Source organism: Streptomyces sp. NPDC056296, from assembly GCF_042268605.1.
GTDB lineage: Bacteria > Actinomycetota > Actinomycetes > Streptomycetales > Streptomycetaceae > Streptomyces.
Map to the genome: position 1 here is coordinate 143,860 of NZ_JBHJRX010000011.1, position 13,456 is coordinate 157,315.

Annotated in this window: 13 protein-coding genes and 1 pseudogene; 8 read left to right on the plus strand and 6 right to left on the minus strand. The window is 70.4% G+C overall.

From position 1 onward, the window contains the following. Positions 1-214 precede the first annotated feature (214 nt). The 3 genes and pseudogenes from ACFCZF_RS10920 to ACFCZF_RS10930 all read left to right on the plus strand — a co-directional run. Positions 215-883, plus strand: coding sequence for a DUF3105 domain-containing protein (locus tag ACFCZF_RS10920; RefSeq protein WP_376671382.1), 669 nt, complete (start codon positions 215-217; stop codon positions 881-883). After that, positions 880-1,506 (plus strand): DUF305 domain-containing protein, encoded by a 627-nt coding sequence (locus tag ACFCZF_RS10925; protein ID WP_376671383.1) that lies wholly within the window; start codon positions 880-882, stop codon positions 1,504-1,506. The genes ACFCZF_RS10920 and ACFCZF_RS10925 overlap by 4 nt, the downstream gene beginning before the upstream one ends. 32 nt (positions 1,507-1,538) lie before the next feature. Beyond that, positions 1,539-1,826: pseudogene (locus ACFCZF_RS10930) on the plus strand (NAD+ synthase); the annotation flags it as partial. Positions 1,827-1,840: 14 nt separating this feature from the next. Here the strand turns inward: ACFCZF_RS10930 and ACFCZF_RS10935 are convergent. The 3 genes from ACFCZF_RS10935 to ACFCZF_RS10945 all read right to left on the minus strand — a co-directional run bounded on the left by ACFCZF_RS10935 (position 1,841) and on the right by ACFCZF_RS10945 (position 2,873). Further along, positions 1,841-2,287, minus strand: a complete 447-nt coding sequence (locus ACFCZF_RS10935) for a VOC family protein (protein ID WP_375910933.1) — start codon at positions 2,285-2,287, stop codon at positions 1,841-1,843. 71 nt (positions 2,288-2,358) lie between these two features. Next, positions 2,359-2,613, minus strand: coding sequence for a Txe/YoeB family addiction module toxin (locus ACFCZF_RS10940; RefSeq protein ID WP_310873687.1), 255 nt, complete (start codon positions 2,611-2,613; stop codon positions 2,359-2,361). Continuing rightward, positions 2,610-2,873 (minus strand): type II toxin-antitoxin system Phd/YefM family antitoxin, encoded by a 264-nt coding sequence (locus ACFCZF_RS10945; RefSeq protein WP_376671384.1) that lies wholly within the window; start codon positions 2,871-2,873, stop codon positions 2,610-2,612. The genes ACFCZF_RS10940 and ACFCZF_RS10945 overlap by 4 nt, the downstream gene beginning before the upstream one ends. A gap of 195 nt (positions 2,874-3,068) precedes the next feature. On the opposite strand from ACFCZF_RS10945, the gene ACFCZF_RS10950 reads away from it, so the two are divergent. Beyond that, positions 3,069-6,065, plus strand: a complete 2,997-nt coding sequence (locus ACFCZF_RS10950) for a bifunctional [glutamine synthetase] adenylyltransferase/[glutamine synthetase]-adenylyl-L-tyrosine phosphorylase (protein WP_376671418.1) — start codon at positions 3,069-3,071, stop codon at positions 6,063-6,065. A 22-nt stretch (positions 6,066-6,087) separates the two neighbouring features. Here the strand turns inward: ACFCZF_RS10950 and ACFCZF_RS10955 are convergent, their stop codons facing one another. Further along, a complete protein-coding gene (locus ACFCZF_RS10955) occupies positions 6,088-6,981 on the minus strand; it encodes an NADP-dependent oxidoreductase (protein WP_376671385.1) in 894 nt (297 codons plus the stop codon). Between the two features lie 82 nt (positions 6,982-7,063). Between ACFCZF_RS10955 and ACFCZF_RS10960 the strand changes: the two genes are divergently transcribed. Continuing rightward, positions 7,064-7,651, plus strand: coding sequence for a TetR/AcrR family transcriptional regulator (locus tag ACFCZF_RS10960; RefSeq protein ID WP_376671386.1), 588 nt, complete (start codon positions 7,064-7,066; stop codon positions 7,649-7,651). A gap of 81 nt (positions 7,652-7,732) precedes the next feature. On the opposite strand, the gene ACFCZF_RS10965 is transcribed toward ACFCZF_RS10960, so the two are convergent. Both ACFCZF_RS10965 and ACFCZF_RS10970 read right to left on the minus strand, forming a co-directional pair. Continuing rightward, entirely contained in the window at positions 7,733-8,587 is an 855-nt protein-coding gene (locus tag ACFCZF_RS10965; RefSeq protein ID WP_376671387.1) for a phosphatase PAP2 family protein, read from the minus strand. An 86-nt stretch (positions 8,588-8,673) separates the two neighbouring features. Continuing rightward, a complete protein-coding gene (locus ACFCZF_RS10970; RefSeq protein ID WP_375910911.1) occupies positions 8,674-9,708 on the minus strand; it encodes a LacI family DNA-binding transcriptional regulator in 1,035 nt (344 codons plus the stop codon). Positions 9,709-10,086: 378 nt separating this feature from the next. Between ACFCZF_RS10970 and ACFCZF_RS10975 the strand changes: the two genes are divergently transcribed. The 3 genes from ACFCZF_RS10975 (at position 10,087) to ACFCZF_RS10985 (ending at position 13,401) form a co-directional block, all read left to right on the plus strand. Continuing rightward, positions 10,087-11,358 carry an extracellular solute-binding protein gene (locus tag ACFCZF_RS10975; protein ID WP_376671388.1) on the plus strand — a complete coding sequence of 424 codons (1,272 nt, stop codon included), beginning with the start codon at positions 10,087-10,089 and terminating at the stop codon, positions 11,356-11,358. 113 nt (positions 11,359-11,471) lie between these two features. Continuing rightward, positions 11,472-12,476, plus strand: a complete 1,005-nt coding sequence (locus tag ACFCZF_RS10980; protein WP_376671389.1) for a carbohydrate ABC transporter permease — start codon at positions 11,472-11,474, stop codon at positions 12,474-12,476. A 13-nt stretch (positions 12,477-12,489) separates the two neighbouring features. Continuing rightward, on the plus strand, positions 12,490-13,401 hold the full coding sequence (locus tag ACFCZF_RS10985; RefSeq protein ID WP_376671390.1) for a sugar ABC transporter permease: 912 nt from the start codon (positions 12,490-12,492) through the stop codon (positions 13,399-13,401). The last annotated feature ends 55 nt before the right edge of the window (positions 13,402-13,456 follow it).

Below are 13,456 nucleotides of genomic sequence, written 5' to 3' on the forward strand. Positions count from 1 at the left end.
GCACCCGAGCATCACACCACAGCACGGTTTCGTACGCGTTGCGGGCCTCGATCGGACCACCGGCCCTCCCCGCAGCGTAGAGGCCACCTGTTCGATCGGGCCATTCCTGGGGTTCCACGGCGACGGATCCTGTGATCTCCCTACGATTCGGCCCTCCTTCGCCATTACGATCAGCGGACTCCACCGCCTCCCTTTTCCCAGAAGGGCACACCCCATGGGTTCCGCCAAGAAGAGCAGCAACACGGCGCGACAGACACGCATAGCCGAGATGCGGCGCGCCGAGGAGGCCCGCGACCGCCGGAACCGGATCCTCACCATCGCGGTCAGTGCCGTGGTCGTCGCGGGTCTCGTCGTCGGCGGGGTCGTCCTCGTCCGGTCGCAGTCCGGCGACTCCGACGACGCCACGGCCTCGGACGGCAAGACCTCCGGCAAGTTCGTCGCCGGGGCGGACGGGGTGCGGACCTGGAAGGGGGACCTGTCCCGCAACCACGTCACCAAGAAGGTGTCCTACCCGGCCGAGCCCCCGGTCGGCGGCGACCACAACCAGGTCTGGATGAACTGCAACGGCGACGTCTACACCAAGCCGCTGGAGAACGAGAACGCCGTGCACTCGCTGGAACACGGTGCCGTCTGGGTGACGTACACCGACAAGGCGCCCAAGGCCGACGTGGAGAAGCTGGCGGCGAAGGTGAAGAGGACGCCGTACTCGCTGATGAGCCCGGACGACGAGCAGAAGGACCCGATCATGCTCACCGCCTGGGGCCACCAGCGCACGGTGACGGGCGCCGACGACCCGAACGTGGACAAGTTCTTCGAGAAGTTCGTGCAGGGCGAGCAGACCCCGGAGCCGGGCGCCGCCTGCACGAACGGCCTGTCGCAGTGACACCGAAACGGGCCGGCTGGATCGCGGGGGCGGCCGCCGCCGCCCTCGTCCTGGCCGGCGGGATCACCTACGCCGTCGCCGGGGACGACGGCGCGGGCCGCGTCCCGTCCGCCGACTCGGCGGACGCCGGTTTCGCGCGGGACATGTCGGTGCACCACCAGCAGGCCGTGGAGATGTCGTACATCGTGCGCGACCGCACCGAGGACGAGGAGGTGCGGCGCCTCGCGTACGACATCGCGCAGACCCAGGCCAACCAGCGGGGCATGATGATCGGCTGGCTCGACCTGTGGGGGCTGCCGAAGGTGTCGTCCGATCCGCCGATGTCCTGGATGGGGATGGGCGAGATGCCCTCCGCCGGCGAGGGCTCGCTGATGCCGGGGATGGCCACCGACGCCGAGATGGAGAAACTGGCCACGCTCGACGGGAAGCAGGCGGAGGTCTACTACCTCCAGCTCATGACCGTGCATCACCGGGGCGGCGTCCACATGGCCCAGGGGTGCGCGGACAAGTGCACGGTCGGCGTGGAGAAGCGGCTGGCGCAGGGGATGGTGGAGTCGCAGGAGTCGGAGATCCGGCTGATGGCGGACCTGCTGGCGGAGCGGGGCGCGAAGCCGCGGACATGAGGCGGGGGTTCCGCTGCTTCGTGCCCGACGACACCAAGTCGCCCAGCGCCGAGCTGCGCCCGGGGCAGGTCGACACGGACTCGCTGCCGGACTACCCGGTGCTGGACGCGATCCTGGAGCTGTACGTCGACCGGGACCGGGGCGCCGACGAGATCGTGGCCGCCGGGTACGACCGGGAGCTGGTGACGAAGACGCTGCGCATGGTCGACACCGCGGAGTACAAGCGGCGCCAGTACCCGCCGGGCACCAAGATCTCGCCGAAGGGCTTCGGCAGGGACCGCCGGCTCCCGATCACCAACCGGTGGCGGGAGACCGGCTGATCCGAACGACCCTCCTAGCCCTGCCGCTTCTGGTCCGCCAGCAGCTGGTGCAGCGGCTCCGTCGCCCGGCGGCGGTACTCCTGGACGGCCCAGCCGTTGCCGTCCGGGTCCGTGAAGTACATGAACGTGGCGCCGTCGTCCGGCGCGTACTGCACCGGCTCGGAGACCTCCAGGCCGCGCCCCACCAGCTCCGCGTGGGCGGCCTTGATGTCGGTGACGCACAGCTGAAGGCCCTGGTACGAGCCGGGGGCCGGCGTGGTCTGGCCCTGCGCCATGTCCCAGATGGCCTCGCCGAGGGCGATCGAGCAGCCCGAGCCGGGCGGCGTCAGCTGGACGATGCGCATCCCCGGCATGACCTCCTGGTCGATGTCGACGTGGAAGCCGACCTTGTCCCGGTAGAAGTCCCGGGCCCGGTCGATGTCGGTCACGGGCAGCGGGATCACTTCGAGCGTGAAGTCCATGGCATGGCTCCTTCGACGTCCTTGTCGAGCACGATGTCGTGATGTCGTGATGTCGGTTCTGTCGGTATCTGTCAGTAGTGGTACCGGGCCTGCACGATGACCAGCACGCCATCGGCGGGCTTGTACACCAGACGGTGAGTGTCGTCGATGCGTCGTGACCAGTAGCCCGACAGGTCGCCCTTCAGCGGCTCCGGCTTGCCGATGCCCTTGAACGGGTCACGTGTGATGTCGGTGATCAGTTTGTTGATCCGCTTGGTCACCTTCCGGTCGCTCTCGGCCCAGTGGACGTAGTCCTCCCAGCCGTGCGACGTGAAAGTGATCTTCACGTGCGCTCCGCGTCCGGATTGATCAGCTCGCGCCGCCGCGCACCGCCGGACTCGGCCTCGGCGATGGAGTCGAGCAGGCGGCGGGCGTTCTTGGGGGAACGCAGGAGATGCACCGTCTCCGTCCAGGCCGTGAAGTCCTCCTCGGACATGAGCACGGCATTTCCCTTGCGGGAGGTGATGTGCACCGGGGCATGGTCCTCGTTGACCTGCTCTATCAGCGGGAACAGGTTCTGACGGGCTTCGCTTGCGGTAATGGACATACCGGTGCCTCCCTTCGCGGCTCGTACAAGATATCGTACGAGTGCGGAGCGGGCCACCGGAAGTGGTGAGCGGGAAGTGGTGAGCGGTACGCTCCGGCGCCCGCGCGCGCCTCCCCGGTTACGCTCAGCCGTACGACCTTGATCCCACGGGTGCATCCCATGGGCGCATCCCACGGGTCCGAACAGGAGGCCGAGATGACGGCGCCGGGGCGCAGGAGCAGTACCTTCACGCGGCTGCTGCGGCACGGCTTCACCGATCCCTCGGCCGCCGAGCGGCTGCTGGACGGCGTGGAGCTGGCACCGGTCCGCAGCGACCCGGTCCTGCTGGAGGCGCTGGGCGCCACCGCCGACCCGGACCTCGCCCTGCACGGACTGGTCCGGCTCCTGGAGGCGCAGCCCGACCCCACCGCCCGCCGGGAGCTGCTGGACACCCTGATAGCCGCCAAGCCGCTGCGCGACCGTCTCCTCGGTGTGCTCGGCGCCTCCGAGGCGCTCGCCGACCACCTCGCCCGGCACGCCGGCGACTGGCAGGCTCTGGTCACCTACGAGCCGCGGGACCTGCACCGCGGGGTGGCGGAGTTCGAGCGCGGCCTCGCCGAGGCCACCGACCCCGTCTCCCTGCGCGTCGCCTACCGGCGCTGCCTGCTGTCCATCGCCGCCCGCGACGTGTGCGGCACCATCGACGTCGCCGAGACCGCCGCCGAGCTGGCCGACCTCGCCACCGCCACGCTGCGCGCGGCCCTCGCCCTCGCCGAGGCCGCCGCGCCCGAGGAGGCGGCGCTGTGCCGGCTCGCGGTGATCGCGATGGGCAAGTGCGGCGGACACGAGCTGAACTACGTCTCCGACGTGGACGTCATTTTCGTGGGTGAGCCCGCGGAGGGGGTGGCCGACGAGGCCAGGGCGATGCGGGCCGCGACCGCGCTCGCCTCGCACCTGATGCGGATCTGCTCCGAGACCACCGTCGAGGGCTCCATCTGGCCCGTCGACGCCAACCTCCGCCCGGAGGGCCGCAACGGCCCGCTGGTGCGCACCCTCAGCAGCCACCTCGCCTACTACCAGCGCTGGGCCAAGACCTGGGAGTTCCAGGCGCTGCTCAAGGCCCGTCCGGTGGCCGGCGACCCCGGGCTCGGCGCCGAGTACGTGGCCGCCCTCCAGCCCCTGGTGTGGCAGGCCGCCGACCGTGAGAACTTCGTCCCGGACGTGCAGAAGATGCGCCGTCGGGTGGTGGAGACCATCCCCGTCGCCGAGGTCGACCGGCAGCTGAAACTGGGTCCGGGCGGGCTCAGGGACGTCGAGTTCGCCGTCCAGCTGCTCCAGCTGGTGCACGGACGCTCCGACACGTCCTTGCACAGCGGTACGACGCTGGACGCGCTGGAGTCCCTCGCCGCGGGCGGGTACGTGGGCCGGGCGGACGCCGCCCAGCTCGACGACGCGTACCGCTTCCTGCGTTCCATGGAGCACCGCATCCAGCTGCACCGGCTGCGGCGCACCCACCTCGTCCCCGAGGACGAGGCCGACCTGCGGCGCCTCGGCCGCTCCCTCGGGCTGCGTACCGACCCGGTCACCGGGCTGCTGCGCGCGTGGAAGCGGCACGCGTCCGTCGTACGCCGGCTGCACGAGAAGCTGTTCTACCGGCCGCTGCTCGACGCCGTCGCCCAGCTGGCGCCCGGCGAGGCCCGGCTGAGCCCCGAGGCCGCGCGGGAGCGGATGGTCGCCCTCGGGTACGCCGATCCGGCGGCCGCGCTCCGGCACCTGGAGGCGCTGGCGTCCGGTGTCACCCGCAAGGCGGCCATCCAGCGGACCCTGCTGCCCGTGCTGCTCGGCTGGTTCGCCGACTCGGCCGACCCGGACACCGGCCTGCTCAACTTCCGCAAGGTCTCCGACGCGCTCGGCACGACGCCCTGGTACCTGCGGCTGCTGCGGGACGAGGGCGCCGCGGCCGAGAACCTCGCCCGCGTGCTCTCCGCCGGTCGGCTCGCCCCCGACCTGCTGATGCGGGCGCCCGAGGCCGTCGCACTGCTCGGGGACGGCAACGCCGGCGGGCTGGCGCCGCGCGGGCGGCTCCAGCTGGAGCAGGAGACACTCGCCGCGGTCCGCCGCGCCGACGGCGCGGTGCAGGCGGTCACCGCGGCGCGCGGGGTCCGGCGCCGGGAGCTGTTCCGTACGGCCGCCGCGGACATCGTCGGTTCCTACGGCACCGAGACGCAGCCCGTCGAGGCCGACCAGGGCGCCCTGGTGGACCTGGTCGGCGGCGCCGTCTCCGACCTGACGGCGGCGACACTGGCGGGCACGCTGCGGGCCGTCGTACGGGAGGGCTGGGGCGACACGCTGCCCACCCGGTTCGCGATCATCGGCATGGGCCGGTTCGGCGGGCACGAGCTGGGCTACGGCTCGGACGCGGACGTGCTGTTCGTGCACGAGCCGCAGGACGGGGTCGACGAGCGGGAGGCGTCGGACGCGGCGAACAAGGTCGTCTCCGAGATGCGCCGCCTGCTCCAGGTCCCCAGCGCCGACCCGCCCCTCCTCGTCGACGCCGACCTGCGTCCCGAGGGCAAGTCCGGCCCGCTGGTGCGGACCCTGAAGTCGTACGAGGCCTACTACCGGCGCTGGTCGCTGGTGTGGGAGCGGCACGCGCTGCTGCGGGCCGAGTTCGTCGCCGGCGACGCGGAGTTGGGGCGCCGGTTCATCGAGCTGGTCGATCCGCTGCGGTACCCGGCGGACGGGCTCGGGGAGGACGCCGTACGGGAGATCCGGCGGCTCAAGGCCCGGATGGAGTCCGAGCGGCTGCCGCGCGGCGCGGACCCCAAGCTGCACGCCAAGCTGGGGCCGGGCGGGCTGTCCGACGTGGAGTGGACCGTGCAGCTGCTCCAGCTGCGGCACGGGCACGCCGAGCGGGGGCTGCGGACCACCAGGACGCGCCAGGCCCTGTCCGCCGCCGGCGACGCCGGGCTCATCTCGGCGGAGAACGCCGGGACCCTCGACGAGGCGTGGGTGCTGGCGACGCGCGTCCGCAACGCGGTGATGCTGGTGCGCGGCCGGGCCGCCGACACCTTCCCGACCGACCCCCGCGAGTTGGCGGCGGTGGGCCGCTACCTGGGCCACGGCCCGGGCCACGCGGGCGACATGCTCGACGAGTACCGTCGTACGGCCCGCCGGGCCCGGGCGGTGGTGGAGGACCTGTTCTACGCCTAGCGGGCGTCGTTCGGATCGGGGCTCAGACGATCACCACCCGCCGCCCGCGCGAGTGACCGGCCTGGCTGTCGATGTGCGCCGCCGCGGCCTCGGCGAGCGCGTAGGACTTCTCGACCGGGATGTGAAGCCTTCCCCGTGAGATGAGGCCGACGGCCTCGGCGAGCGCGTCCGGCACGCTCCCGGCCACGCCGGAGAACCGGACACCGGACTCCGGCGCACCGAGGTCGGCGATGGACACCACCCTGCCCGGATCACCCGTCAGCTCGACCAGCTCGCGGATCACGCCCGAGCCGGCCAGATCGAGAGCCGCGTCGACGTGGCCGAGCCGCCGCACCCGCTCGACCCAGCCCTCGCCGTACGTCGTGGCGTGGGCGCCCAGGCTCCGCAGATAGTCCTGGTTCGCGGCCCCGGCCGTGCCGATCACCGTGATGCCGCGGTCGCGGGCGATCTGCAGCACCGCCGACCCGACACCCCCGGACGCACCGCTGACCAGCAGCGTCTGCCCGGGCCGAACCCCGACCTCGCGGATGACGCGTAGCGCGGTCTCCACCACGGAGGGGTATCCGGCCGCCTCTTCGAACGTCAGCCCCTCGGGCATCCGGGCCCAGGCACCCAGCACGGCGAACTCGGCATAGGTGCTCGAACCTTCGCCGAACACGTGGTCGCCGACCTCGACGTCTTCGACGCCCTCGCCGACCTCGTCCACCACACCCGAAGCGTCCAGCCCGACTCCGGCGGGCAGCTCGATCGGATGGGCCTTCAGCATCTGGCCCTCACGGACCCGCCAGTCGACGGGGTTGACGCCCGCCGCCCGCACGGCGATGCGTATCCGGCCGGGGCCCGCGTGGGGCTCCTCGGCGTCCACGAGGTGCAGGACGTCCGGACCGCCGAACTCGGCGAAGCTCACTTTTCTCATGCCGGCGACCGTAGCACTAACGGTTATGTTTTCGAAGCGGTTACACAAACGGTTACACCTTTGGATTTGGTAGTGTCAGGGTATGACCGTGCCGACCGGGCGCCGGGAACGCAAGAAGGCCGCGACCCGCCAGAAGATCGCCGACGCCGCCCTGCGGCTCTTCCTGGAACACGGCTACGACGCGGTGGGCATCCGGGACGTGGCCGCCGAGGCCGACGTGGCCGTCACCACGCTCTTCTCCCACTTCGCCTCGAAAGAGGCCCTGGTGTTCGAGCAGGACCACGACTTCGAGCTACGCCTCGCGCGGGCGGTCACCGACCGGGGCCCGGACGAGCCGCTCATCCCTGCGCTGCGCCGCGAGGTCCTCGCCCTGGTGCGGCACTGCACGGCGGACGGCGCCGCCCCGATCCGGCGCCTGGTCGACGGAACACCCGCCCTGCGGGAGTACGAGGAGTCGATGAGGCTGCGCCACGCGGAGTCGCTGGCGACGGCCATCGCCGCCGATCCCGGCCTGGCGCAGAGCACGACGGCCTGCCGGACGATCGCGAGGTTCGCGGTCGACGCCTATTCGCTGGCCCGCGAGGCGCCCGATCCGGAGGCCGCGCTGGACGAGATCTTCCGGATGGTCGAGGCGGCCTGGGAGGTCACCTGCCCTCCTCGGCCCACCTGAGGAGCCGTCCCGCCACGCGGGCGGGAGCCCGGACAGGAGCCGTCCCGCCACGCGGCAGAGCCCGCCCCGAAACGGCCGGCCCTACGCCCGCTTGGGCGACCACGCCCGCCACCGCGCCGCCACCGTCCGCGGCAACGCGTACGGCAGGCGCCCGTACCAGGCCGCCGCCACCGCGTACCCGAACCCCAGACACAGCACCCCGCCCACCGCGTCCAGCCAGAAGTGGTTGGCGGTGGCGACGATCACGACCAGGGTCAGCGCCGGATACACCAGCCCCAGCACCCGCACCCACGGCACGGAAGCCAGCGCGAAGATGGTCAGCCCGCACCACACCGACCACCCGATGTGCATCGACGGCATCGCCGCGTACTGGTTCGACATGTTTTTCAGGTCGCCGGACGCCATCGAACCCCAGGTCTCATGGACCATCACCGTGTCGATGAAGTGCCCGCCGTTCATCAGACGGGGCGGGGCGAGCGGATACAGGTAGTAACCGACCAGGGCGACGCCCGTCGTCGCGAACAGCACCAGCCGGGTCGCCGCGTACCGCCCGGGGTGGCCGCGGTAGAGCCACACCAGCACACCCAGGGTCACCACGAAGTGCAGCGTGGCGTAGTAGTAGTTCATGCCGACGACCAGCCAAGTCACCGAGTTCACGGCATGGTTGACGGACTGCTCGACGGCGACGCCGAGCTGCTGCTCGACGCGCCAGATCCAGTCGGCGTTGCGCAGCGCCTGCGTCCGCTGCTCCGGTACCGCGTTCCGGACGAGCGAGTACGTCCAGTAACTGACGGCGATCAGCAGGATCTCGAACCACAGCCGGGGTCGGCGCGGTGCGCGGAGACGGCGCAGCGGCCCCCGCCCCGTCTCCTCCGTGACGGGGTGCGGAACGGCCTCATCGAGGCGTTCCGGAGTCCTCACGGTCGCGTCACCCATAGGCATGAAGTCTGCCAGAAAAGCCTTCTCCCACCGATCATCCCCCAGGCGGATCCTGGCCGCATCCGGCCATCCCGGGGCAGGGATCAGGACCGGTTGCGCTCACCCGGCGCCGACGCCGTCGAGCCGCGCACCACCAGCTCCGGCATGAACACGAACTCACTGTGCGGCGCGGGCGTTCCGCCGATCTCCTCCAGCAGCGTGCGCACCGCCGCCTGCCCCATCGCCGGGACCGGCTTGCGGACGGTCGTCAGCGGCGGGTCGGTGAAGGCGATCAGCGGCGAGTCGTCGAAGCCGACGACCGAGAAGTCCTTGGGCACGTCCAGGCCCCGCTGCCGGGCCGCCCGTATCGCGCCGAGCGCCATCATGTCGCTGGCGCAGACCACCGCCGTGCAGTTCCGCTCGATGAGAGCGGTGGCCGCCGCCTGGCCGCCCTCCAGGGTGTAGAGGGAGTGCTGGACGAGGTCCGTCTCCACGGTCTCGGCGCTCAGATCCAGTTGGTCCTGGATCGTGCGGACGAAGCCCTCGATCTTGCGCTGCACCGGCACGAACCGCTTCGGCCCGAGGGCCAGCCCGATGCGGGTGTGACCGAGCGAGACGAGGTGCGTGACCGCGAGGCTCATCGCGGCGCGGTCGTCGGGGGAGATGAACGGCGCCTGCACCTTCGACGAGAAACCGTCGACGAGGACGAAGGGCACGCCCTGTGCGCGCAGCCGTTCGTAGCGCTGCATGTCGGCGGTGGTGTCGGCGTGCAGCCCCGAGACGTAGATGATGCCGGCGACCCCGCGGTCGACCAGCATCTCCGTCAGCTCGTCCTCCGTGGAACCGCCCGGGGTCTGGGTGGCGAGGACCGGCGTGTAGCCCTGACGGGTCAGCGCCTGGCCGATGACCTGGGCCAGCGCCGGGAATATCGGGTTCTCCAGCTCCGGCGTGATCAGGCCGACCAGGCCCTCGCTGCGCTGCCGCAGCCGCACGGGGCGTTCGTAGCCCAGCACGTCGAGGGCGGCGAGTACGGACTGTCGGGTGGTGGCGGCGACGCCCGGCTTCCCGTTGAGGACGCGGCTGACCGTCGCTTCGCTCACCCCCGCCTGGGCGGCGATGTCGGCAAGCCGTGTGGTCACAGGGGTGGACTGTACCTGTCGGCCGCCGCCTTGCACACCGATCGGGCGCCGTGGGCGGCCTGTTGGACGGCCCGGCGCGGGCTGCTGCGTCATCGCGCTCCCTCGAGAAAGTGGCGGCAAGAGCTTGCAGAGTCTTGCACAACCGGCCCGATACCGCTCGGTCCCTGTAAACAAGCGTCTCATGACGGTCGCCAGGAGGTCACGCACGGATAACTTCGGAGATCTCTTGCACTTTTTTGCTGCAAGACCTTTCGCGCCGCTTACAACGCTGTTACGTTCACGTCGCCCGACGGCGGCAAGGACGCGGTCGGTGTCGGCAGGAGCGGCGGACGGGCCCGCACCCTGCACCACACGGGCTTTCACCCTCAAGGAGAACTCATGCGGCGTGGCATAGCGGCCACCGCTCTGGTGGCGTCCCTCGCCCTCGCGGCGACGGCCTGCGGCGGGGACGGCGGCAGCGACAGCGAGTCGGGCGGACCGGTCACCATCACGTACTGGGACACCTCGAACGCGACCAACGAGGCGCCGACCTACCAGGCCCTGGTCAAGGAGTTCGAGGCCGCCAACAAGGACGTCAAGGTCAACTACGTCAACGTCCCCTTCGACCAGGCGCAGAACAAGTTCGACACCGCCGCCGGTTCCAAGGGCGCCCCCGACGTGCTGCGCGCCGAGGTCGGCTGGACCCCCGCCTTCGCCAAGAAGGGCTTCTTCCTGCCGCTGGACGGCACCGAGGCCCTCGCCGAGCAGGACAAGTTCCAGCCCAACCTGATCGAGCAGGCCAAGTACGAGGGCAAGACCTACGGCGTCCCGCTGGTCACCGACACCCTCGCCTTCGTCTACAACAAGGAACTCTTCAAGAAGGCCGGCGTCGAGGCACCCAAGACCTGGGACGACCTGAAGAAGGCCGCCGCCACCATCAAGGACAAGACCGGCGCCGACGGCTACTGGGCCTCCACGGCCGGCTACTACGCGCAGCCGTTCCTGTACGGCGAGGGCACCGACACGGTCGACGCCGAGGGCAAGAAGATCACCGTCAACTCGCCCGAGGCGAAGAAGGCGTACGGCACCTGGCTGAGCCTCTTCAACGGCAAGGGCCTGCACAAGGCCGACGTCACCGCCGACGCCTACGCCCACATCCAGGAGGCGTTCGTCAGCGGCAAGGTCGCCTCGATCATCCAGGGCCCGTGGGAGATCACCAACTTCTACAAGGGCTCCGCCTTCAAGGACAAGAACAACCTCGGCATCGCCACCGTCCCGGCCGGCTCCACCGGCAAGGCGGGCGCCCCGACCGGCGGCCACAACCTGTCGGTGTACGCCGGCTCGGACAAGGCCCACCAGGAGGCGTCGCTGAAGTTCGTGAAGTTCATGACCTCGGCGAAGTCCCAGGAGACCGTCGCCCTGAAGAACTCCACGCTGCCGACCCGCGACGACGCCTACACCGACAAGGTCAAGGCCGACCCGGGCATCGCCGGCTTCCAGACGGTCCTGCCCGCCGCCCAGCCGCGCCCGGCCTTGCCGGAGTACAGCTCCCTGTGGACCCCGCTCGATGAGCAGCTGCCCCAGATCGCCGGCGGCAAGAAGTCCCTGGACGAGGGGCTGAGCGACGCCGAGACCGCGATCGCCAAGCTGGTGCCGGACTTCAGCAAGTGAGTCCGGGTGGCCGCCGGGTCCCCTACCGGAGGGGAGGGACCCGGCGGCCACCGCACCGAGCGCCGTACCCCCTGACGTTCCGCTCGTCCTGATGCTCCCGAAGGTGTCGAACCATGACAGTCGCCATCGACCGCGCGACCGGCAAGCGCCGCGGTGACCGCACCCCGCGGCCCGGCCTTGGCCGGCGTCTGAAAGACGGATACCAGAAGCACTGGTACGCCTACGCCATGATCGCGCCGGTGGCCGTCGTGATCGGCGTCCTCGTGCTGTACCCGCTGGGGTACGGCCTCTACCTCACCCTCACCGACGCCAACAGCCTCAACACCGGGCGCACGATCGGCGTCAACGAGATCGAGGCCACCTACAAGTTCGTCGGCCTGGACAACTACGCCGACATCCTGTGGGGTCCGACCGCCTACGACCGCTTCTGGTCGCACTTCATCTGGACCATCGTGTGGACGGCGGTCTGCGTCGGCCTGCACTTCTTCATCGGCCTCGGTCTCGCCCTGCTGCTCAACCAGAAGCTGCGCGGCCGCACCTTCTACCGGCTGATCCTGGTCCTGCCGTGGGCCGTGCCCACCTTCGTCACCGTCTTCGGCTGGCGCTTCATGCTCGCCGACGCCGGCATCGTCAACTCGGCCCTGGACTGGCTGCACCTGCCCACGCCCGCATGGCTGGAGGACACCTTCTGGCAGCGGTTCTCCGCGATCATGGTCAACACCTGGTGCGGTGTGCCGTTCATGATGGTCTCGCTCCTCGGCGGCCTGCAGTCCATCGACAACACCCTGTACGAGGCCTCCGAGATGGACGGCGCGAACGCCTGGCAGCGGTTCCGCTACGTCACCCTGCCCGGCCTCAGGTCCGTCAGCTCCACCGTCGTCCTGCTCGGCATCATCTGGACCTTCAACCAGTTCGCCGTGATCTTCCTGCTGTTCGGCAACACCGCCCCCGACGCGCAGATCCTCGTCACCTGGGCGTACCACCTCGGCTTCGGACAGCAGCCACGCGACTTCGCGCAGTCCGCGGCCTACGGCATGCTGCTGCTGGCCATCCTGATCGTCTTCACCTCCTTCTACCGCCGCTGGCTGAACCGCAATGAGCAGCAGCTCGCGAACTGAGGCAGGAGCCGCCATGAGTACTACCACCATGCCGACCAAGGCCCCGGCGGAAAAGGACACCGCGTCCACCGAGCGGCCGCGCCGGGTGCGTGGTCGCGGCGAACGCAGCCGCGCCGCGTCCGTCGCCTCCCACGGCGCCCTGACCGTCGCGAGCCTCATCGCGCTCTTCCCCGTCGCCTGGCTGGTCTACCTCTCCCTCGGCCCGGACAAGAACGACTACCTGCACCCCGAGCGCATCTGGTCGAAGATGACCTTCGACAACTACGTGTTCGTGCTCCAGGAGACCAACTTCTTCGACTGGCTGAAGAGTTCGCTGATCGTCTCGCTGGGCACCACGGTCATCGGCGTCATGGTCGCCGCCACCACCGGCTACGCGGTCTCGCGGATGCGCTTCCCCGGCTACCGCAAGCTCATGTGGGTGCTGCTGGTCACCCAGATGTTCCCCATCGCCGTACTGATCGTGCCGATGTACCAGATCCTGTCCGAGCTGCAGCTCGTCGACAGCTACCTCGGCCTGATCCTCGTCTACTGCTCGACCGCGGTGCCGTACTGCGCGTGGCTGCTCAAGGGCTACTTCGACACCATCCCGTTCGAGATCGACGAGGCCGGACGCGTCGACGGACTGAGCCCCTTCGGCACCTTCTTCCGGCTGATCCTGCCGCTCGCCCGGCCGGGCCTCGCGGTGGCCGGCTTCTACAGCTTCATCACCGCCTTCGGCGAGGTCGCCTTCGCCTCGACGTTGATGCTGAGCGACACGAAGTACACCTTCGCGGTCGGCCTGCAGAGCTTCGTCAGCGAGCACGACGCGCAGCGCCATCTGATGGCGGCCACCGCCGTACTCGTCGCGATACCCGTCTCCGCGTTCTTCTACCTGGTGCAGAAGAACCTGGTGACCGGCCTCACCGCCGGCGGCACCAAGGGCTGACGCCCCGCCGGGAAAACGTCCGGCCGCGGTGCCCATCCGACCCCGCTGCACCGCG